Genomic DNA, 18,657 nt, shown 5'->3' with positions numbered 1-18,657 from the left:
AGGGGCGCCGGCCCGCAGTTCTAAAGGCAAGAGGGCGCTGCCCCGCAGGGCCAAAAGGAAGAGGGGCGCTGCCCCTCCTGGCCTGACGGCCAATTCACCCCGGAGTATTTCCTGCCAGAAAGACGCCCGGCATTCCCCCTTGCGCCTCCCGTCCCGTCAGGCTTCGGCCAGGCTGGGTTCTGCCGCCCGTGCCGCCCGGTCCGCCTGCGCACGCCGCGCGGTGACGGCCTCTGCCAGCGCCTCCAGCTCTGCGACGGTGTCTTCCCAGCCCAGGCAGCCGTCGGTGATCGACTGGCCATAGGTGAGGCCGCCCTGGCCCAGTTCCTGGCGGCCTGCCACCAGATGGCTTTCGATCATCACCCCGGTGATGCGGCTGTCGCCGCCCGCAATCTGCCCCGCCACATCGCGCAGCACTGCGGGCTGCTGCATCGGGTCCTTGCCGCTGTTTGCGTGGCTGGCGTCGATCATCACATGGCCGCTGATGCCGTCCTTTTCCGCCAGCTTGCAGGCCGCATCGACCGAAGCCGCGTCATAATTGGTGCCGCCGCCGCCGCGCAGGATCAGGTGGCAGTCCGGGTTGCCGCTGGTGGCCGCAATTGCCGCCCGGCCCGATTTGGCCAGCGCCATGAAATGATGCGGATGGGCGGCCGAGCGCACCGCGTCCGCCGCGATCTGCACATTGCCGCGGGTGCCGTTCTTGAAGCCGACCGGGCAGCTGAGCCCCGACGCCATCTCGCGGTGGATCTGGCTTTCGGTGGTGCGGGCGCCGATCGCGGCCCAGGCCACCAGGTCGGAGATGTACTGCGGCACCGCCGTATCCAGGAATTCTGTCCCGACCGGCAGGCCCAGGGCGTTGATGTCCAGGCACAGGCGGCGGGCCAGCCCCAGGCCCTCGTTGATGCGGAAGGAGCCGTCGAGGCCCGGGTCGTTGATCAGCCCCTTCCAGCCGCTGATGGTGCGGGGTTTCTCGAAGTAGACCCGCATCACGATTTCCAGCTGGCCGGCAAGCCGCGCGCGCAGCGGCGCCAGCCGTCCGGCATAGTCCATCGCCGCCTTGGGATCGTGGATCGAACAGGGGCCGACCACCGCAATCACCCGGTCGTCACGGCCGTGCAGCACGTCCTGGATGGCGGTGCGGCCGGCCAGCACGGTACCGGTTGCCGCCGCCGTGCCGGGCAGCTGCGACGCAAGGTCTTCGGGCGAGATCAGTTCCTGCATGCCGGTGATGCGGAGGTTTTCGGTCTGGGGTGTCATCGGTCTGTGTCCTTGGCGGGGGCCCTAGGCGCAGCGGCGGATACAAAAAAACCGCCGGCGGCTGCGGGCGGTTGGTGGTATCCTGGTGCGTTCCGGTATCCTAACTCAGAATGCGCTGACCCCTCCGTCCGCCATGTGGCGCGGATAAAAGAAATACCAGAATGCGGCATAGCTACGGGTCATGGACCGGACGCTAGCGGAGATTCGGGCAGCTGTCACCCCGAAAATGCGCCCGGAGAACACCTCCGGAACATGGCAGCAGGCCCTCCCCCGGGGAGAGCCTGCGCGGGGTATGTGAGGCGGATCAGAAATCCTGCCAAAGATCGCGGGCCGCATTGCCGTCCGCCGCATGCGCCGCTGCGGCCGGGGCCGGGACCGGGCTGGCCTCAAGGTCCCAGTCATCGCTGCCATGGGCTGAGGGCGCCATGGCTGCCGGTGCCGGGGCGGAGGGGGCTGCAAGGGCAGCGCCGCTGCCGCCGGCCACCTGGAACCGGGCAACCAGATCAGACAGCTTGCCCGCATCGGTGTTCAGCAAGTGGCCCGCCGCTGTGGCTTCTTCGACCATGGCCGCGTTCTGCTGGGTCACCTTGTCCAGCTGGGTCACGCCGGTGTTGATTTCCAGCAGGCCGGTGGATTGCTGCTCGGCGCCTTCGGCGATCTCCGACACCAGCTCCGAGATCCGGCTGACCTGGCCGACGATCGACTGCAGCGCGCCGCCGGCGCGGCCGACCAGATCCACGCCTTCGCCGACCTGGCGCGAGCTGTCGCTGATCAGGGCCTTGATCTCCATCGCCGCATCCGAGGACCGCTGCGCCAGCGCCCGCACCTCGGAAGCGACCACCGCAAAGCCGCGGCCGGCTTCGCCTGCGCGGGCGGCTTCCACCCCGGCGTTCAGCGCCAGCAGGTTGGTCTGGAAGGCGATGTCGTCGATCACCGAGATGATCTGGGAAATCTTGTTCGAGCTTTCCTCGATCCCGCTCATCGCTGCGACAGCGCTTTGCACCACCTCGCCGCTGTTTTCGGCCTCCTGGCGGGCGTCGCGCACGGTTGCTTCGACGTTGCGGGCGCCTTCGGCTGCGGATTTCACCGAGGCTGTCAGCTCATCAATGGCGGCGGCGGTTTCCTCCAGCGTGGCGGCCTGGCTTTCGGTGCGGTGGGACAGATCGTCAGAGGCCTGGCTGATCTCGGCCGCGCCGCTGCGGATGCTGGAGGCGGCGTCGATCACCTGCTGCACGGTGGCGTTGAGGTTGTCGATGGAGCCGTTGAAATCGGCGCGCAGCTGTTCGTATTCCTCCGGGAATTCCTCGGCGATGCGGATTGTCAGGTCGCCATGCGACAGGCGCGCCAAACGCTCGCTCAGCTGCTGCACCACATTGCCCAGCTCGGCATCCTTGCTTTCCGCCTTCTGCTGTTCTGCCGCCTGCATCCGAACCAGCTCATCGCGGAATTTATCCAGTGCGCGGGCCATGTCGCCGACCTCGTCGCCGCGGTTCTGGCCCTTGATCTCGACGGCATTGTTGCCCTCGGCCAACCCGCGCATCGACACCACGATACGCCGCAGGCCCGAAGCGATGCCGGAGCCGGTGATCAGCGCCATCACCGCGCCGATCAGAATCGCCGCAGCAATCGCGCCGGGGATCATGATCCGGGTCTGGGCGGCAAGCGCCTCATTGACGGCGCGGCGCGCAGCCATGGTCTCGGCGCCTTTGGCCTCGATGGAGGCCATGGTGGCACGGAAGCTGTCGAAATAGGCCTTGCCCTGGCCCTGGGCGACAAGATCGGCCATGTCATCCATAGTGGCCGCGCTGCCGATCACCCGGCGCAGCTGCAGCATCGGAACGACCACGCTGTTGCGCCATTCGTCAACGATCCTGGCCACGTTATTCAGGCGGTTTGCCTGCATCAGGTTGTCAGACAGCGCCAGGCGGAGGTCGGCCAGTACCTCGTTGAAGCGCCCGTTGCCCTCCATATAGGGACCGAGAAATTCCCGGTCGCCCGCCAGAAGGAAGCCGCGCATCCCGGTTTCCATATCGACCGCAGCCGACAGCAGATCCTTGGCGCTGCTGATTACGTTATGGGTCTGCTCCACCGCCTGCAGCGAGGTGTTCAGGTAATCCGGATCGGCGATCCCGGCATTCACCAGTGAAGAAAAGGTGTTGCGCCGGTTGTTCAGCTCGACTTCCTCTTCCTCGATGACCCTGGCAATCTCGGCGCGGAAGTCCTCGAAGTAGACCCGGCCCTTGGATTTTTTCACCTCTGCCGCCATGTCGTTCATGGTCTGGGCGTCGCCGATTTCGCGGCGCAAGGCAATGGCGCCAGCCGCGACATTCTCCTGCCAGCCGGCCAATGTCTGCTCGGCCGTATCGAGGTCCGCCAGCAAATCCGCATCGTCCGCTGCCAGGCTGCGCAAACTGTCCAGGGAGCCGGCAACTTTGGCGCGGCCGTCCTCAAACGGCACCAGATACGCCTCCTGCCCGGCCAGCAAATACCCCCTCAGCCCGGCCTCCATTCCAGCGGCGGCCTGCGCCAGCGCCTGCGCTTCGGTCAAAATCTTCTGGGTGTGGTCAACAGCCTGCGCAGTCTGCGCCATGCGGCCCAGGTTAACCACCGCCAGCACGCCGACCCCGAGCACCAGCAGCAGCGGAAATACCGCCACCGAAACGATTTTTACCTTGGTACTGAGATTTGCCAGTGAGAACCGCCTGGCCGCGGGTGTCTTCTTTACTGCCATTGCCTTCGTCCCGGAGCTGTCTTGAATGCCGCAGTAAAATCAGAAGAAAATTACGATTCCCTTTCGCGCAGAATGTCAATTTTAGACACCCTTGGGGTGACACAGGAAAAAGAAAAACCCCCGCTCCGGGCGGAGCGGGGGCCAGACAGTTGAACCCTGGGGTTCAGCGCGTCTTATTCTTCAGCTTCAGCTGCGGCTTCTGCTGCTTCCAGGCGGGCCTTGTCGGCGGCGCCCTTCGCGGCGGTGTCGCGGTCGACAAACTCGATGATCGCCATCGGAGCCATGTCGCCGTAACGGAAACCGGCCTTCAGGATACGGACATAGCCGCCCTGACGGTCCTTGTAGCGCGGGCCCAGAACCTCGAACAGTTTCGCGACGTCCTTGTCCTGTTTCAGCTTGGAAGCTGCCTGACGGCGGGCGTGCAGGTCGCCGCGCTTTGCCAGGGTGATCATCTTTTCGATGATCGGGCGCAGTTCTTTTGCTTTCGGCAGGGTCGTCTTGATCTGCTCGTGCTCGATCAGCGAGCCGCACATGTTGGAGAACAGCGCTTTGCGGTGCTCATGAGTACGGTTCAGGCGGCGGTAACCACGTGCGTGACGCATTTTGATAGTCCTTTGATCTGCGTTTTTGCTTTGTCAGGCAGCTGATGCGTGTCAGCCACTCACCTTGGGGCGGATGCCCATTCAAGCTCGAAACGCTCCGCAGGAGCCTTTCTCACTCTTTTTCCCCGGCAGGCCCGGGCATTGAAGAGGAGGGCCGGAGCCCCCCTCTGAAGTCTTAGAAGCTGTCTTCGAACTTCTTCGCCAGATCTTCGATGTTGTCCGGCGGCCAGTCCTCGACATCCATGCCAAGATGCAGGCCCATGCCAGACAGCACTTCCTTGATCTCGTTCAAGGACTTGCGGCCGAAGTTGGGGGTGCGCAGCATCTCCGCTTCGGTCTTCTGGATCAGGTCGCCGATATAGACGATGTTGTCGTTCTTCAGGCAGTTTGCAGACCGCACCGACAGTTCCAGCTCGTCCACTTTCTTCAGCAGAAGCGGGTTGAACTCGAGACCGTCGTCCTCGTCCTGGCGGCCAGCCGATTCCGGCTCGTCGAAGTTGACGAAGATCGACAGCTGGTCCTGCAGGATGCGCGCGGCATAGGCCACGGCATCGTCAGGGGTGATGGAGCCGTCGGTTTCCACCTTCATGGTCAGCTTGTCATAGTCCAGCACCTGGCCCTCACGGGTCGGCTGAACGTCATAGGAGACCTTCTTGACCGGCGAGTAGATCGCGTCGATCGGAATCAGGCCGATCGGTGCGTCTTCCGGCTTGTTCTTGTCTGCCGAGACATAGCCTTTGCCGGTGTTCACGGTCAGTTCCATGAACAGGTCGGCGCCGTCGTCCAGGTGGCAGATGACGTGATCGCGGTTCAGAACCTCGATGCCGGCGGTTTCGGCGATGTCGCCGGCGGTGACGACAGCCGGACCCTTGGCATTGACCGACAGCCGCTTGGGGCCTTCGACTTCCATGCGCAGGGACACGCCCTTGAGGTTCAGGATGATGTCGGTGACGTCTTCACGCACACCGGCAACAGACGAAAACTCGTGCAGCACGTTGTCAATCTGCACGCTGGTGATGGCAGCACCCTGCAGCGAGCTCATCAGCACGCGGCGCAGCGCGTTGCCCAGGGTCAGGCCGAAACCGCGTTCCAGCGGTTCTGCAACAACAGTTGCCTGGCGTGCGGGATCATTGCCCGGCTTCACTTCCAGCTGTGCCGGCTTGATCAGCTCTGCCCAGTTCTTATGGATCATGCGTTCCCTCCATTCCTGTCCTTGCCCCATGTCCGAAAGGCCAAGGACGCCCGAGGTTTAAATGACGCACTGGGGCCCTGCGAATCAAGCGGGGCCCCAGCAAAAATTCAAGATTAGACGCGGCGGCGCTTCGGCGGGCGGCAGCCGTTGTGCGCGATCGGGGTCACATCACGGATCGAAGTGATGTTGAAACCGACGGCAGCCAGTGCGCGCAGTGCCGATTCACGGCCCGAACCGGGACCCTGAACTTCGACTTCCAGCGTCTTCACACCGTGATCCTGTGCCTTCTTGCCTGCATCTTCTGCAGCCATCTGTGCGGCATAGGGGGTGGATTTCCGCGAACCCTTGAAACCCATGGTGCCGGCGGACGACCAAGCGATCGCATTGCCCTGCACGTCGGAGATCAGGATTTTGGTGTTGTTGAACGACGAGTTCACATGCGCAACGCCGGTTGCGATGTTCTTGCGCTCTTTACGCTTAACGCGTGTCTTATCACGTGCCATTGATCGAACCCTCCCTTACTTCTTCTTACCGGCAATGGCCTTTGCGGGGCCTTTGCGGGTGCGAGCGTTGGTGTGGGTACGCTGACCGCGAACGGGCAGGTTACGGCGGTGACGCAGGCCGCGGTAGCAACCGAGGTCCATCAGGCGCTTGATGTTCATCTGAACTTCGCGGCGCAGGTCGCCTTCAACGGTGAAGTTGGCGTCGATGTGCTCGCGCACGGCCAGAACTTCGGCGTCGCTGAGTTCGTTCACACGGCGGGCCGGATCAATGCCAACGGCTTCGCAGATCGCTTTGGCCGAGGTGTTACCGATACCGGTGATATAGGTGAGGGCGATGGGAACCCGCTTTGCAGTCGGGATGTTAACGCCGGCAATACGTGCCACGTGTCACTTTCCTTTTGGTTGCGGTTCCGTAACGCCGGAACCTTTTTTCACAACACTTGACCGTGGCAGTGTGGCCAGAGGGTCCAGCATTTCGAGGTAGTTAAGCAGGCAAACGAATCTGCCTGCCGGGAATCGTTCCCAGAAGGGATGTCGGTAACTAGGGGCTGGGAAATGGGCCGTCAAGCCCTAAAGGAAAAGCCCCGCCGGACTGGCGGGGCTTGGATATTCCGGCACAGGGGGGCGCTGCCGCCCCGGAGCCTGCGGCAGGCCTTATTCGCCCATGATCCACGCCATGTTCTGGCGCACTTCCGCGATCGAGGCCAGGCCGTCCAGACGCTGCAGATTGCCCTTGGCGTAGTAGTAGCCGATCAGCGGCGAGGTCTTCTTGTAATACTCCATCAGACGGGTCTTGAGGCTGTCCTCATTGTCGTCTGCACGGCGCTGCACATCGTCGCTGCCGCAGTTGGCGCATTTGCCGTCAGCAGGCCAGGGCTTGGTCTGGTCATGATAGACCTCGCCGCAGCCGCCGCAGGTCGAGCGGCCGGTGATGCGGGCGACCAGCGCCGCGTCATCGACCTGCATCTCGATCACCGCATCCAGCTTGAGATCCATCTCTTCCAGCAGTTTGCTGAGCGCATCCGCCTGCGCCAGGGTGCGCGGGAACCCGTCGAAGATGAACCCGCCCTCGGCGCCCTCGCGCAGTTTTTCGCGGATCAGGCCAATGACGATCTGGTCGGTGACCAGCTTGCCCTCGGCCATGATGGCAGCGACCTTCTTGCCCATTTCGGTTCCGGAGGTCTGGGCATCGCGCAGCATGTCGCCGGTGCTGAGCTGCACCATGCCGCGGGTTTCAACCAGGTAGCGCGCCTGCGTACCTTTACCCGCCCCCGGCGGGCCAAGAAGAATAATGTTGGTCATCGGCGAGAGGGTCCCCGTTTTGTCCGTTTCTTGTTGCGCCCGCGCAGCTGGCTTTTCTCGATAAGCCCCTCATACTGATGCGCGAGGAGGTGGCTTTGCACCTGCTGAATGGTGTCCATGGTGACGGATACCACAATCAGAACGGACGTACCGCCAAAATAGACCGGGATGGCGAATTGGCCGCGGAGCACCTCAGGCAGAAGACAGACCAGCGCCAGATAGCCGGAGCCCAGAACCAGGATGCGGTTCACCACATATTCGATGTATTCCGCAGTCTTCTTGCCGGGACGGATGCCGGGGACAAAGCCGTTCTGGTTCTTCAGGTTGTTCGCCACGTCGTCCGGTTTGAAGGAGACGTTGAAGGTGTAGAAATAGGCAAAGAACACGATCATCGCGACGAAGAACAGCAGGTACAGCGGCTGGCCGGGGCCGAAGTTCGCCAGCAGCCAGGACATCACCGGACCGGTCGCAGCGCCCGAGGAGAACGCCGAAATGGTGGTCGGCAGCAGCAGCAGCGAGGAGGCGAAGATCGCCGGGATCACGCCCGCCGGGTTGACCTTGACCGGCAGATGCGAGGAGCCGCCGTCATAGACCTTCATGCCGACCTGGCGGCGCGGGTACTGGATGTGGATCTTGCGCAGGGCGCGTTCCATGAACACCACGAACATGATCACTGCGATCACCATCAGGATCACACCGATGATCACCGCGGGGCTGATCGCGCCGGAGCGGCCGGAAGCGAAGAACTGGGCGATGGCGGCGGGAACCTCGGCGATGATGCCGACAAAGATGATCAGCGAAATGCCGTTGCCGATGCCGCGCTGGGTGATCTGCTCGCCCAGCCACATCAGGAACATGGTGCCGCCGACCAGGGTGATCATGCAGGCCATGCGGAAATACATGCCCGGATCGGTCGCCAGATCGCCCTGCTCCAGCGACACGGCGAGGCCGTAGGCCTGCGCGGTCGCCAGCGCCACGGTGCCGTAGCGGGTGTACTGGTTGATCTTCTTGCGGCCCTGCTCGCCCTCTTTCTTGAGCTGCTCAAGCGCGGGCACCATCGAGGTCAGAAGCTGAACGATAATGGAGGCGGAAATATAAGGCATGATGCCGAGGGCGAAAATCCCCATCCGGCCAAGCGCGCCGCCGGTGAACATCGACACCATGCCGCCGATGCCCTGCCCTGCCTGCTCCATGAACTGACGCAGGGCTGCCGCATCGATTCCCGGAACCGGAATGAACGTGCCCAGGCGGTAGACAATCAAAAGGCCGATCGTGAACAGGATCCGGTTGCGCAGATCCGTGGCCTTGCCCAGGGCAGCCCAGCTGGTGTTCGCCGCCATTTGTTCTGCTGCTGATACCATGAAAAGGTCTCTTCTTTAGCGAAACGCCGCCCGGAACCGTTTTCCGGCTCGGGCGGCGTTCTAGGAAAACTCGAAGACTATGTAAGCGGCATTGGCGCCGCTCACAAGCCGTTACTCTGCGGCGGCTGCAGTTGCCACAGTCAGAGCGCCGCCAGCTTTTGCAACGGCGTCAACAGCAGCAGCCGATGCACCGGTCACAGTGATGGTGGCTTTGGCGGTGATTTCGCCCTTCGCGAGGATGCGGACACCGTCCAGCTTGCGGCGCACCAGGCCCGATGCGATCAGCGAATCTTCGGTGATCGAGGCGGCGTCCAGCTTGCCTGCGTCGATGAATTTCTGGATCAGGCCCAGGTTCACAACGGCGTATGCCTTGCGGTTCGGCTTGTTGAAGCCGCGCTTGGGCAGACGCTGGTACAAGGGCATCTGACCGCCTTCGTAACCGTTGATCGAGACACCCGAACGGGATTTCTGGCCTTTGATACCACGGCCGCCCATTTTGCCTTTGCCGGAGCCGGGGCCGCGGGCAACGCGCATGCGTTTTTTGGTTGCGCCAGGATTGTCGCTGAGTTCGTGAAGTTTCATGTCGCTTCTCCTTGCCGGATGTGGCCCCCGAAGCGGAATGGGCCAACCGCGGCGTTTCTTGATTTGTGATTCCGTGGCGCAGAACGCCACCGGGTGCCTATAGACGGGTTGGGGGATGGGATCAAGCCCCGCGGCCGCGCCAAACGGGCGGCGCAGGCGGATCCGGCCGCCAAGGCCCCAGCCCTGCCGGTTGCGAATTCTGCTGCCTGTCTCTCATGTCCGTTCCGCTGCTGGCCGTCCGGTAAAGGGTGGCGGCGCCGCCGGGGTGGAGATGGGATGGGGTTTCCCCCATGCGAATACGCGTATCGCGCGCTCCGGGTGCCATGCCGGAGCCCTGTTCCAGGTGCCGGGGGTGTCAGGCCCGGCGGGTGATCATGACCGGGGAACAGTATGGCGCAGCCGGGTTAAATCCGCGTGGGCAGTGCGCACGGCCGCTGCGCAACACCTCTGCAAACAAAAACGCCCCCGCCGGGATGGCGGGGGCGTTTTCGGGCCGGTCCTTCGGAGAGGGAGGAGAATCCGGGGCCGGCCGGGGAGATTACTTGCCGTAGACGTGCTCGCGGGCAACGCCGGGGATGGCGCAGCGGCTAAGGCCGATATCGGCCAGGTCGCGGGCGGACATCGCTTGCAGGGAGGTCACAGTCGCTTTGTAGTCACGGCGCAGTTTCCAGATCCGGATCAGCCCGGCGGCAAAGCCAGCAAAACGGGCGGAGATCCCGGCGGAGGGCGCGGAGAGAGTTGAATATGCCATTGTTCTTGGTCCTTCACATCGGTGCCGGGACGTGCTCCCGGCGCGGTGCATGATCTGTTCGCTTCGAGTGAACGGGAGATAAGGACGGCCCGGGACAGGCGCAATGGATGCTTTGGTCTGGCCGCTATGCAGCATCCGCATGGCACGATCGCATCAGCCATCCTGAGGGGGGCGCAAAAGAAAACGCCCCTGCCGGGAGAGGGCAGGGGCGTTTTGGCCCGGACACGAAAGAGGAGGAGGAGGAGAGAAGCGCCCGGGAAGGGAGGAATTCTTAGCCGTAGACGTGTCGGCGCGACAGGTCGGCGATATCGTCCCGGCGCACGCCGATGTCGGAAAGCTCATGATCGCTCAACGCGTCAAGCTCGTTGTAGGTGCGCTGGAATTCGCGGGCTTTGCCCCAGGAATCGGCCAGGCTTGCCACGGCTGCACGGATGCGTGCGGTGAGGCTTTGGGTGCTGTGTGCGGTGCTGATAACATGTGCCATCGTAACGATCCTTATCTCTGAGACCGGGCCTATTCCCGGTGGTCTGTGTTTGGTCATTTGCTGTGACACCGAGATAGGGGGGCGCTGCGATTCCAACAACTGACGGAACCGGCAAGCCGCTATGCAAGCCGCGCAAGGGGCTGAATGGCCGGTAAGCCGCCCTGCCCTTGCCCGGACCTCTGCACAACGGAAAACGCCCCCGGTTTCCCGGAGGCGTTTTCATTAGTCAGGGATCGAAAAGGGCTTAGCCGCGCTCTTCGATGATCTGAACCAGATGCGGGATCGAGTCGACCATGCCGCGCACCGAAGGGGTATCCTCCAGCTCACGGGTCTTGTGCATCTTGTTCAGGCCCAGGCCAACCAGGGTTGCGCGCTGTTTGGCGGGGCGGCGGATCGGCGAGCCGATCTGCTTGACGACGATGGTTTTTGCCATGTCTCTCTACTCCTTACGCTTCAGCTTCGGCGGCTGCCGGTGCTTCGTCCCGCTTGGGCAGGATGTCAGCGACCTTTTTGCCGCGGCGCTGAGCCACCGCACGCGGGCTCTGCTCTTTCTGCAGGCCGTTCAGGGTGGCGCGGATCATGTTGTAGGGGTTCTGCGAGCCGATCGACTTGGACACAACGTCCTTGATGCCGAGCATTTCGAAGACGGCACGCATCGGACCACCTGCGATGATACCGGTACCTTCCGGTGCGGTACGCATCACAACTTTGCCTGCGCCGTGACGGCCGGCCATGTCGTGGTGCAGGGTGCGGCCCTCTTTCAGCGGCACGCGGACCATCTGGCGCTTGGCCTGCTCGGTCGCCTTGCGGATCGCCTCGGGCACTTCTTTCGCCTTGCCCTTGCCAAAGCCGACGCGGCCCTTCTGGTCGCCAACGACAACCAGGGCGGCAAAGCCAAAGCGCTTACCGCCTTTTACGGTTTTGGACACGCGGTTGATCGCGACCAGGCGATCTGCGAATTCCGGTGTCTCGTCACGGTCGCGGCGGTTGCCGCGGCGGTTATCACGTTCTGCCATCAGGCATTCCTTTTAAGAGAGGCGCACTGCACAAAGCACGGGGCGCCTGTTGTTCCAATCCTGGTGAGGTCCGGCGCATGGCCGGCCTCCCGGATCATCGGGGCGGCCCCTGAAGGCCGCCCGCATGGGATTTAGATCTTCAGGCCGCCTTCACGCGCAGCGTCGGCCAGAGCCTTCACTTTGCCGTGAAACAGGAAGCCGCCGCGGTCGAAGTAGGCTTCGCTCACACCGGCCGCTTTTGCGCGTTCGGCGATCGCTGCACCAACTTTGGTCGCTGCTTCGACGTTGTTCTTGCCAACTACGCCGAGATCTTTTTCCAGGGTCGAAGCGGAGGCCACGGTCACGCCACGCAGATCGTCGATCAACTGAACAGAGATGTTCTTGTTCGAACGGTGCACGGAGAGACGCGGACGGCCTGCGTTCACTTTGCGAAGCTTGTTCCGGACGCGCAGCCGGCGCTTCAGAAACAGGGTACGTTTGCTGTTTGCCATTTTGCTGGTCCTTACTTCTTCTTGCCTTCCTTGCGGAAGATGAACTCGCCCTTATAGCGGATGCCCTTGCCTTTGTACGGCTCGGGACGGCGCCATTCGCGGATTTTTGCCGCGACTTCGCCCACCTGCTGCTGGTCGATACCTTCCACAACGATTTCGGTCTGCTTCGGTGCGGTGATGGTGACGCCATCAGGTGCAGTGAAGTCGACATCGTGGCTGTAGCCCAGGTTCAGCTTCAGGGTGTTGCCCTGCATCTGAGCCCGGTAACCCACACCCTGGATTTCCAGTTCTTTCTTGAAGCCCTGGGTCACGCCGGTGACGAGGTTGGCCACCTGAGTGCGGGACATCCCCCACTGCTGACGGGCACGCTTGGACTTGCCGCGCGGCTCGATGGTGACAACGTTGTCGTTGACCGACAGGGTGACATCGTCGGTGGCAGTGAAGGTGCGGGCGCCTTTCGGGCCTTTCACTTCGATGGTCTGGCCGGACACGGCAGCGGTTACGCCGCTGGGCAGTTCGACCGGTTTTTTACCAATACGGGACATCTGCGAGGCCTCCTTAGAAGACGGTGCAGAGCACTTCGCCGCCAACGTTGGCTGCGCGTGCGCTTGCGTCCGACATCACACCCTGGGGGGTGGAGACAATCGACACGCCCAGGCCCTGACGGACCGACGGGATGTCATTGACGCCCATGTAAACGCGGCGGCCGGGCTTGGAGACCCGCTTAAGCTCGCGAATGACAGGTTCGCCGTCGAAGTATTTCAGGCTGATTTCGATGGCCGGGTGGCCATTGGCACCAGTCATCTTCTCATAACCGCGGATGTAGCCCTCGTCCGCCAGCACGTCCAGCACCCAGGCCCGCAGCTTGGAAGCCGGGGTCAGGACAGTGGATTTGCCGCGCATCTGAGAGTTACGGATACGGGTGAGCATATCGCCGATAGGATCGTTCATATCTGTCTCTCCCTTACCAGCTCGATTTCACCATGCCGGGGATCTGACCAGCAGACCCCAGCTCGCGCAGCGCAATACGGCTGACCTTCAGCTTACGGTAGTAAGCGTGCGGACGGCCGGTGAGCTGGCAGCGGTTGTGAAGACGGGTTGCCGACGAGTTGCGCGGCAGTTTCGCCAGTTTCAGACGCGCTTTGAAACGCTCTTCCATCGGGCGGCTTTCGTCAGTCGCGATCTCTTTCAGCTCGGCACGCTTTGCGGCATATTTTGCCACCAGGCGTTCGCGCTTCTTCTCGCGTTCGATCATGCTTTTCTTAGCCATGGTCTCTATCCTTCCCGCGCTTAGCTGTTGAAGGGCATGTTGAAAGCTTTCAACAGCGCCTTTGCTTCCGCGTCGGTTTTCGCGGTGGTGGCGATCACGATGTCCATGCCCCAGGGCTCATCGATTTTATCAAAATCGATTTCCGGGAACACGATGTGCTCTTTCAGGCCCATGGCATAGTTGCCGCGGCCGTCGAAAGAGGTGCCCGAAACGCCGCGGAAGTCGCGGATACGGGGCATCGCAATGGTGATCAGACGGTCGAGGAATTCGTACATCCGGTCACCGCGCAGGGTCACCTTGGCGCCCATCGGCATGCCTTCGCGAACGCGGAAGCCGGCGATGGAGTTCTTTGCCACGGTGGTCAGAGCTTTCTGGCCCGCGATGAGAGTCAGATCCGCCTGGGCGGATTTGGCTTTCTTGCTGTCTTTGACAGCAGCGCGGCCGCAGCCGATGTTCAGAACGATTTTCTCCAGCTTGGGGAGCATCATCTCGTTCTTGTAGCCGAACTCTTCTTTCAGGGCGCCGCGGATGGTGTCCTTGTAAAGAGTTTTCAGGCGCGGGGTGTAGGTTGCAGCGTCAAGCATCAGACAGTCTCCCCGGTGGTCTTGGCGAAGCGCACCTTCTTGCCGTCTTCCTCGCGGAAGCCGACGCGGGTTGCTTTGCCGTTGCTGTCCAGCAGCGCCAGGTTCGACAGGTCGATCGGCAGTGCTTTGGGCAGACGGCCGCCCTGTTCGTTTTGCGACTGGCGGGTATGGCGGATCGCCATGTTCACGCCCTCGACGATGGCTTTGCCGGCTTTCGGGTCAACGGAGGCGATAGCGCCTTCTTTGCCTTTGTCTTTGCCGGACAGCACGACGACCTTGTCGCCTTTGCGGAGTTTAGCAGCCATGATTACAGCACCTCCGGAGCAAGCGAGATGATCTTCATGAAATTCTTCGCGCGCAGTTCACGAACAACCGGGCCAAAGATACGGGTACCAACCGGCTCGTTGTTGTTGTTCAGGATAACGGCTGCGTTCCGGTCGAACCGGATTGCAGTGCCGTCTTCGCGGCGGACTTCTTTGGCGGTGCGCACGACAACGGCCTTACGGACGTCGCCTTTTTTCACGCGGCCGCGCGGGATGGCTTCCTTGACCGAAACGACAATGATGTCGCCTACGGATGCGTATTTACGCTTGGAGCCACCCAGAACCTTGATGCACTGAACTCGGCGGGCGCCGGAGTTGTCAGCAACATCCAGATTTGTTTGCATCTGGATCATGTGGTTTCTCCCGACCTATGGGGCGCCGATGCGTGGCGTGATCCCCCAGGGTTTCGACTTTGCTTTTCAGCCCAGTCGCCAGGAGTCTCGAAATGAGACTCTTAGGCTTCCAGAACTTCCCAGCGTTTCGTTTTCGATTTCGGCGCGCATTCGATGATGCGTACGGAGTCGCCGACCTTGAAAGCGTTCTTTTCATCGTGAGCCCGGTACTTCTTGGACTTACGGATGGTTTTCTTCAGAACCGGATGCGTGAAGCGGCGTTCAACCGAAACAGTCACGGTCTGGGCGTTGGCATCGCTGGTCACGGTGCCAGTGAGAATACGTTTGGGCATCGTGTCGCTCCTTATTCAGCTGCTGCAGCAGCTTTTTCGTTCAGGATGGTCTTCACTTTGGCAGCGTTGCGGCGGGCCGCTTTGATGCCTGCAGTGTTTTCCAGCTGACCGGTCGCCTGCTGAAAACGCAGGTTGAAGCTCTCTTTTTTCAGGGATGCGAGGGCATCGCGGAGTTCATCCACGGTTTTGTCGCGCAGATCATTGGCGTTCATCGCCTTTGTTCCTTGTCCAAAGCACCAGAAGGCCCCTGAGGCGGGTAACCTTTGACCTGGTGGGTTATGTCAACCGCGCCGGAAAGCGCGGCAAAAAAGAATCACCCGGCCCGGATCCGACGCGGAAAGGGGACAGGCGATGGGTCCCTATAGAGGAGACGGGGTGCAGGGGCAAGGGAAAGATAGGGATGCGCCGCGCCGCCGCCTGCCCTGCGGCGGCGCCGGTTCAGATGATCTCATCCTCGTCGAACATCGCCGCGTCCTCCAGCTGCGCGTGCAGGCTCTCGATGCGGCTTTCGGCCTCCGCCGTGTTCACCCTGGCGATGTGGAACAGGGCATCGCCCTCATTCACCACCGGCATATTGGCGCGGCCGATGATAAGCCCCGCCTGGCCTGCCTGCAGCTCTTCTTCGTTTTCGCCGAAGGGATCGGAAACAACCCCCAGCACGTCGCCCTCCTCGACCATCTCGCCGGTGGTCTTGTAGGTCCGCAGCAAACCGCCTGCGGGGGCGCGCTCCCAGCTGCTGCTGCCCGCACGGACCGGCACCACCTCGGCCAGCGGCACCCCGTCCTCGGGGATCATGTCCAGCGCGTGCATCACCCGCAGGATGCCGGCCACCCCGACCCGGGCGGATTGCTCGTCGAACCTGAGCCCCTCGCCGGCCTCATACAGCAGGACGTCGACCCCGCGCACCTGCGCCTCCTTGCGCAGCGAGCCGTCGCGCAGGCCGGAGCGGATCACCACCGGCGCACCAAAGGCATCGGCATAGTCCAGGGTCTCCTGAGCCTTCGGCGACACCCGGATCTGCGGCATGTTGGTGCGGTGGATGGCGGCGGAATGCAGGTCGATGCCAAGATCGCAGCGGTCCACCACTTCGGTCATGAACAGTTGCGCCAGGCGGCTGGCCAGCGACCCGCCGCCGCTGCCCGGAAAACAGCGGTTGAGGTCGCGCCGGTCCGGCAGGTAGCGGGAATGGTTCAGAAACCCGAAGGTGTTGACGATCGGCACCACGATCAATGTGCCCTTGAGGCGGGAGAACTTGCGGCTGCGCAGCAGGCGGCGGGCGATTTCCACCCCGATCACCTCGTCGCCGTGAATGGCGGCGGAGACAAACAGCGCCGGCCCCTCCTCCGCGCCGTGGATCACATGGGCGGACATGGTGACCGGCGTGTGATCCGACAGCACGCTCACTGGCAGGTCCACCGTGCGGCGGGTGCCCGGCGGGATGCGGAAGCCGCCGATTTCAAAGTCAGGACGGGTCGCCATGGCAAAGCCTTTCGAAGACATACCCCGACAGGCTTAGCAAGTTTTCCGCATTACGCAATCGCGCCGGGGCGGCCCGGCGCGCCGCCGGTTCTTGCCTGAAACGATCCCCCGGAGCCTTTCCCGGACGGCGCTCACTCCCAGCGGTAGTTGAAACTGACGGAAATCCGCTCGTCCTCGGCCATGTTCAGCGGCACCTCATGCCGGATAAAGCTTTCCCACAGCAGCACGTCGCCCACGCTGGGCGACTGGTAGACAAAGGTCCGCAGCTCCTGGCGGCAATCCTTGGTGCGCGGCGGATGCGCCATCATCATCGCGTGGCGCGGGTCTTCCAGCTTCAGCGCCGAGGCGCCTTCGGGCATCGACACATAGGTGGTGCCGGAAATCACCGAATGCGGGTGGATGTGGCTGGCATGGGTGCCGCCCTCGGGCAGGATGTTGATCCACAGATCCTCCAGCACCAGCTTGCGCCCGTCCAGATCCAGCTCCAGATCCTTGGCAAACGCCGCCACATGGCCGTCCAGCGATGTCACCAGATCGGCAAAGATGGGAAACCGCCAGGGCAGATCGGTCAGCGAGGCATAGGAGGTATAGCCGGGATAGCCGTTCTCCTCGCACCAGTCCTGGCCGGCATCGTCGTCACCGGCGATCACAAGACAGGAGTTCTCCAGTTCCCGCGCGTCAATCGATGGTCCGTGTTCGGACAGCTGCGCGCGGTAGAGGCGGGTCACAAAGAGCGATTCAATCTGGGCCATGAGCGTGTCTTAGCGCAGCTCAGCACGAGAACCAATGCAGCAAATACCGGGGCGCTTGCAGCAAAAGAGGCCGCCCGCTACCCTCACCTTTTGTTGCAAGGCTTTTTCGCATGGAAAGACCGCCATTCTCTTATCCTGACCAAGACGAAACTCCCTACAAGCAGTGGTTCGCCGGGAGGTTCGACTCCGTGTTCATCGCATTGAACCCCTTTTTGAGACTTTCTGGCCACCCGCCATGGCAGACTGGTGACTGGACGCCGGAGAGCGCGGCACGTGCGGCCAAGGAACAAGGGCCATCCTGCGGGGTTTCCTGGCAGGAAATTGCTGACCTGTGCGGCCTCCCCTCAGTGCGCCATGTCAATCGTGCGCTCCGCCTCACAGGGTCCAAGCAAATTTCGTCTGAGTTTGCCTGCCCCGAAGACACTGAAAAAATGTTGAGCGTTTGCGCTTCCCATAGCGTCCACCCACCCGACGAAGGCTGTTCTTCCCCGCTGCTCGAACTCTCCATGGGTGCTTTCGCCCGGGATCTGGGGCTTGAATGCCTCATTGGCGCCGGTCACTTTGGTGTTTGCCAGTCCCCCCTGCACACCAAGGACCTGCTGAACAAACAGCAAGATTGCGATTGGGTGGAGCTGTGGCCTGAGGACCTTTCCCTTTTCTGCACGATTTACACCGACTATCACTACTACCTGATTTGCCAAACCAGCAAAAGCTTGCAGAAAGCCAGGCCTGAAAACTACTTCGAAGGCTTTTATGCCGGCGAGGAAACCAGTGATTTCTGGGGGGTCGGGAATCTCGCCATCTTCTGACAGAGAAACAAAAAACCCCCGCTGATTTCTCAACGGGGGTCTTTATTTTTTTCAAAGCTGGCAGGTTTTACCAGTCTTCGCGAACCACGACGCGGGTCTTGACCGGCAGTTTCATCGCTGCCAGGCGCAGGGCCTCGCGGGCGACTTCATCGGTGACGCCGTCGATCTCGAACATCACGCGGCCAGGCTTAACCTTGGCTGCCCAGTAGTCCACGGAACCTTTACCTTTACCCATACGGACTTCGGTCGGCTTCGAGGTCACCGGAGTGTCCGGGAAGATACGGATCCAAACACGGCCCTGGCGTTTCATGTGCCGGGTCATGGCGCGGCGGGCAGCCTCAATCTGGCGTGCAGTCACACGCTCAGGAGTGGTTGCCTTCAGGCCATAGGTGCCGAAGTTCAGGTCGGAACCGCCTTTTGCCAGGCCGTGAATCCGGCCCTTGTGCATTTTGCGGAATTTAGTGCGCTTTGGCTGAAGCATCTCAA

General features: G+C 62.2%; 26 protein-coding genes. 1 reads left to right on the top strand and 25 read right to left on the bottom strand.

Going from position 1 to position 18,657, the window contains the following annotated elements:
• Positions 1-156: 156 nt before the first annotated feature.
• The 24 genes from METH_RS01180 to METH_RS01065 all read right to left on the bottom strand — a co-directional run bounded on the left by METH_RS01180 (position 157) and on the right by METH_RS01065 (position 17,362).
• Complete coding sequence (locus METH_RS01180) at positions 157-1,254, bottom strand: 3-deoxy-7-phosphoheptulonate synthase (RefSeq protein ID WP_024088565.1); 1,098 nt, start codon at positions 1,252-1,254, stop codon at positions 157-159.
• A 304-nt stretch (positions 1,255-1,558) separates the two neighbouring features.
• Complete coding sequence (locus METH_RS01175; RefSeq protein WP_044008298.1) at positions 1,559-3,985, bottom strand: CHASE3 domain-containing protein; 2,427 nt, start codon at positions 3,983-3,985, stop codon at positions 1,559-1,561.
• A gap of 173 nt (positions 3,986-4,158) precedes the next feature.
• Positions 4,159-4,587 (bottom strand): 50S ribosomal protein L17, encoded by a 429-nt coding sequence (gene rplQ, locus METH_RS01170; protein ID WP_024088563.1) that lies wholly within the window; start codon positions 4,585-4,587, stop codon positions 4,159-4,161.
• Positions 4,588-4,762: 175 nt separating this feature from the next.
• Positions 4,763-5,779 carry a DNA-directed RNA polymerase subunit alpha gene (locus METH_RS01165; protein WP_024088562.1) on the bottom strand — a complete coding sequence of 339 codons (1,017 nt, stop codon included), beginning with the start codon at positions 5,777-5,779 and terminating at the stop codon, positions 4,763-4,765.
• A 113-nt stretch (positions 5,780-5,892) separates the two neighbouring features.
• On the bottom strand, positions 5,893-6,282 hold the full coding sequence (gene rpsK, locus METH_RS01160) for a 30S ribosomal protein S11 (protein ID WP_024088561.1): 390 nt from the start codon (positions 6,280-6,282) through the stop codon (positions 5,893-5,895).
• A 15-nt stretch (positions 6,283-6,297) separates the two neighbouring features.
• Positions 6,298-6,666, bottom strand: coding sequence for a 30S ribosomal protein S13 (rpsM, locus tag METH_RS01155; protein ID WP_024088560.1), 369 nt, complete (start codon positions 6,664-6,666; stop codon positions 6,298-6,300).
• 270 nt (positions 6,667-6,936) lie between these two features.
• Positions 6,937-7,584 (bottom strand): adenylate kinase, encoded by a 648-nt coding sequence (locus tag METH_RS01150; protein ID WP_024088559.1) that lies wholly within the window; start codon positions 7,582-7,584, stop codon positions 6,937-6,939.
• A complete protein-coding gene (secY, locus tag METH_RS01145) occupies positions 7,581-8,945 on the bottom strand; it encodes a preprotein translocase subunit SecY (protein WP_024088558.1) in 1,365 nt (454 codons plus the stop codon). The genes METH_RS01150 and secY overlap by 4 nt, the downstream gene beginning before the upstream one ends.
• A 111-nt stretch (positions 8,946-9,056) precedes the next feature.
• Entirely contained in the window at positions 9,057-9,527 is a 471-nt protein-coding gene (gene rplO, locus METH_RS01140; protein ID WP_024088557.1) for a 50S ribosomal protein L15, read from the bottom strand.
• A gap of 538 nt (positions 9,528-10,065) precedes the next feature.
• Positions 10,066-10,278, bottom strand: a complete 213-nt coding sequence (locus METH_RS01135) for a DUF1127 domain-containing protein (RefSeq protein ID WP_024088556.1) — start codon at positions 10,276-10,278, stop codon at positions 10,066-10,068.
• 271 nt (positions 10,279-10,549) lie between these two features.
• On the bottom strand, positions 10,550-10,762 hold the full coding sequence (locus METH_RS01130) for a DUF1127 domain-containing protein (RefSeq protein WP_024088555.1): 213 nt from the start codon (positions 10,760-10,762) through the stop codon (positions 10,550-10,552).
• Between the two features lie 244 nt (positions 10,763-11,006).
• A complete protein-coding gene (gene rpmD, locus METH_RS01125) occupies positions 11,007-11,195 on the bottom strand; it encodes a 50S ribosomal protein L30 (protein WP_024088554.1) in 189 nt (62 codons plus the stop codon).
• A 13-nt stretch (positions 11,196-11,208) separates the two neighbouring features.
• Positions 11,209-11,778: a 30S ribosomal protein S5 gene (gene rpsE / locus METH_RS01120; protein ID WP_024088553.1), complete on the bottom strand. Its 570-nt coding sequence runs from the start codon at positions 11,776-11,778 to the stop codon at positions 11,209-11,211.
• A 131-nt stretch (positions 11,779-11,909) separates the two neighbouring features.
• On the bottom strand, positions 11,910-12,269 hold the full coding sequence (gene rplR, locus METH_RS01115) for a 50S ribosomal protein L18 (protein WP_024088552.1): 360 nt from the start codon (positions 12,267-12,269) through the stop codon (positions 11,910-11,912).
• A gap of 11 nt (positions 12,270-12,280) precedes the next feature.
• Positions 12,281-12,814, bottom strand: a complete 534-nt coding sequence (rplF, locus tag METH_RS01110; protein ID WP_024088551.1) for a 50S ribosomal protein L6 — start codon at positions 12,812-12,814, stop codon at positions 12,281-12,283.
• A 13-nt stretch (positions 12,815-12,827) separates the two neighbouring features.
• Entirely contained in the window at positions 12,828-13,220 is a 393-nt protein-coding gene (gene rpsH, locus METH_RS01105) for a 30S ribosomal protein S8 (protein ID WP_024088550.1), read from the bottom strand.
• Between the two features lie 13 nt (positions 13,221-13,233).
• Positions 13,234-13,539 carry a 30S ribosomal protein S14 gene (rpsN, locus tag METH_RS01100; RefSeq protein WP_024088549.1) on the bottom strand — a complete coding sequence of 102 codons (306 nt, stop codon included), beginning with the start codon at positions 13,537-13,539 and terminating at the stop codon, positions 13,234-13,236.
• A gap of 20 nt (positions 13,540-13,559) precedes the next feature.
• Positions 13,560-14,123: a 50S ribosomal protein L5 gene (gene rplE, locus METH_RS01095; protein ID WP_024088548.1), complete on the bottom strand. Its 564-nt coding sequence runs from the start codon at positions 14,121-14,123 to the stop codon at positions 13,560-13,562.
• Positions 14,123-14,428 (bottom strand): 50S ribosomal protein L24, encoded by a 306-nt coding sequence (gene rplX, locus METH_RS01090; protein WP_024088547.1) that lies wholly within the window; start codon positions 14,426-14,428, stop codon positions 14,123-14,125. Before rplX ends, rplE begins: the two co-directional genes overlap by 1 nt.
• 2 nt (positions 14,429-14,430) lie before the next feature.
• Positions 14,431-14,799, bottom strand: coding sequence for a 50S ribosomal protein L14 (rplN, locus tag METH_RS01085; protein ID WP_005621870.1), 369 nt, complete (start codon positions 14,797-14,799; stop codon positions 14,431-14,433).
• Positions 14,800-14,900: 101 nt separating this feature from the next.
• Positions 14,901-15,131, bottom strand: a complete 231-nt coding sequence (gene rpsQ, locus METH_RS01080) for a 30S ribosomal protein S17 (protein ID WP_024088546.1) — start codon at positions 15,129-15,131, stop codon at positions 14,901-14,903.
• An 11-nt stretch (positions 15,132-15,142) separates the two neighbouring features.
• Positions 15,143-15,343, bottom strand: coding sequence for a 50S ribosomal protein L29 (gene rpmC / locus METH_RS01075; protein ID WP_024088545.1), 201 nt, complete (start codon positions 15,341-15,343; stop codon positions 15,143-15,145).
• Positions 15,344-15,569: 226 nt separating this feature from the next.
• Entirely contained in the window at positions 15,570-16,610 is a 1,041-nt protein-coding gene (locus METH_RS01070; RefSeq protein ID WP_024088544.1) for a succinylglutamate desuccinylase/aspartoacylase family protein, read from the bottom strand.
• Positions 16,611-16,741: 131 nt separating this feature from the next.
• Positions 16,742-17,362: a TIGR02466 family protein gene (locus METH_RS01065; RefSeq protein WP_024088543.1), complete on the bottom strand. Its 621-nt coding sequence runs from the start codon at positions 17,360-17,362 to the stop codon at positions 16,742-16,744.
• A 188-nt stretch (positions 17,363-17,550) separates the two neighbouring features.
• On the opposite strand from METH_RS01065, the gene METH_RS23715 reads away from it, so the two are divergent.
• Positions 17,551-18,171 carry a hypothetical protein gene (locus tag METH_RS23715; protein WP_156927425.1) on the top strand — a complete coding sequence of 207 codons (621 nt, stop codon included), beginning with the start codon at positions 17,551-17,553 and terminating at the stop codon, positions 18,169-18,171.
• 67 nt (positions 18,172-18,238) lie between these two features.
• On the opposite strand, the gene rplP is transcribed toward METH_RS23715, so the two are convergent.
• The gene (gene rplP, locus METH_RS01055) at positions 18,239-18,652 is read right to left on the bottom strand and encodes a 50S ribosomal protein L16 (protein WP_024088541.1); all 414 of its coding nucleotides are present in this window, start codon (positions 18,650-18,652) and stop codon (positions 18,239-18,241) included.
• Positions 18,653-18,657 lie beyond the last annotated feature (5 nt).

It is taken from the genome of Leisingera methylohalidivorans DSM 14336 (genome assembly GCF_000511355.1).
GTDB classification, from domain to species: domain Bacteria; phylum Pseudomonadota; class Alphaproteobacteria; order Rhodobacterales; family Rhodobacteraceae; genus Leisingera; species Leisingera methylohalidivorans.
The sequence above is the reverse complement of the archived record's forward strand: the minus strand, read 5'-3'. Positions and strand labels throughout refer to the sequence as shown.

Bases quoted from the DNA above. Each gene is read 5' to 3' on its own strand.
- rplR (WP_024088552.1), bottom strand. From the start codon at position 12,269: ATGGCAAACAGCAAACGTACCCTGTTTCTGAAGCGCCGGCTGCGCGTC.
- rplX (WP_024088547.1), bottom strand. From the start codon at position 14,428: ATGGCTGCTAAACTCCGCAAAGGCGACAAGGTCGTCGTGCTGTCCGGC.
- METH_RS01130 (WP_024088555.1), bottom strand. From the start codon at position 10,762: ATGGCACATGTTATCAGCACCGCACACAGCACCCAAAGCCTCACCGCA.
- secY (WP_024088558.1), bottom strand. From the start codon at position 8,945: ATGGTATCAGCAGCAGAACAAATGGCGGCGAACACCAGCTGGGCTGCC.
- rplO (WP_024088557.1), bottom strand. From the start codon at position 9,527: ATGAAACTTCACGAACTCAGCGACAATCCTGGCGCAACCAAAAAACGC.
- METH_RS01135 (WP_024088556.1), bottom strand. From the start codon at position 10,278: ATGGCATATTCAACTCTCTCCGCGCCCTCCGCCGGGATCTCCGCCCGT.
- METH_RS01180 (WP_024088565.1), bottom strand. From the start codon at position 1,254: ATGACACCCCAGACCGAAAACCTCCGCATCACCGGCATGCAGGAACTG.
- rpsQ (WP_024088546.1), bottom strand. From the start codon at position 15,131: ATGCCCAAACGTATTCTCACTGGCACCGTGACCAGCGATGCCAACGCC.
- rpsK (WP_024088561.1), bottom strand. From the start codon at position 6,282: ATGGCACGTGATAAGACACGCGTTAAGCGTAAAGAGCGCAAGAACATC.
- rplP (WP_024088541.1), bottom strand. From the start codon at position 18,652: ATGCTTCAGCCAAAGCGCACTAAATTCCGCAAAATGCACAAGGGCCGG.
- rplE (WP_024088548.1), bottom strand. From the start codon at position 14,123: ATGCTTGACGCTGCAACCTACACCCCGCGCCTGAAAACTCTTTACAAG.
- METH_RS01165 (WP_024088562.1), bottom strand. From the start codon at position 5,779: ATGATCCATAAGAACTGGGCAGAGCTGATCAAGCCGGCACAGCTGGAA.
- rpmD (WP_024088554.1), bottom strand. From the start codon at position 11,195: ATGGCAAAAACCATCGTCGTCAAGCAGATCGGCTCGCCGATCCGCCGC.
- METH_RS01070 (WP_024088544.1), bottom strand. From the start codon at position 16,610: ATGGCGACCCGTCCTGACTTTGAAATCGGCGGCTTCCGCATCCCGCCG.
- rplQ (WP_024088563.1), bottom strand. From the start codon at position 4,587: ATGCGTCACGCACGTGGTTACCGCCGCCTGAACCGTACTCATGAGCAC.
- METH_RS01175 (WP_044008298.1), bottom strand. From the start codon at position 3,985: ATGGCAGTAAAGAAGACACCCGCGGCCAGGCGGTTCTCACTGGCAAAT.
- rplF (WP_024088551.1), bottom strand. From the start codon at position 12,814: ATGTCCCGTATTGGTAAAAAACCGGTCGAACTGCCCAGCGGCGTAACC.
- rpsE (WP_024088553.1), bottom strand. From the start codon at position 11,778: ATGGCAGAACGTGATAACCGCCGCGGCAACCGCCGCGACCGTGACGAG.
- rpmC (WP_024088545.1), bottom strand. From the start codon at position 15,343: ATGAACGCCAATGATCTGCGCGACAAAACCGTGGATGAACTCCGCGAT.
- METH_RS01065 (WP_024088543.1), bottom strand. From the start codon at position 17,362: ATGGCCCAGATTGAATCGCTCTTTGTGACCCGCCTCTACCGCGCGCAG.
- METH_RS01150 (WP_024088559.1), bottom strand. From the start codon at position 7,584: ATGACCAACATTATTCTTCTTGGCCCGCCGGGGGCGGGTAAAGGTACG.
- rpsN (WP_024088549.1), bottom strand. From the start codon at position 13,539: ATGGCTAAGAAAAGCATGATCGAACGCGAGAAGAAGCGCGAACGCCTG.
- rplN (WP_005621870.1), bottom strand. From the start codon at position 14,799: ATGATCCAGATGCAAACAAATCTGGATGTTGCTGACAACTCCGGCGCC.
- rpsH (WP_024088550.1), bottom strand. From the start codon at position 13,220: ATGAACGATCCTATCGGCGATATGCTCACCCGTATCCGTAACTCTCAG.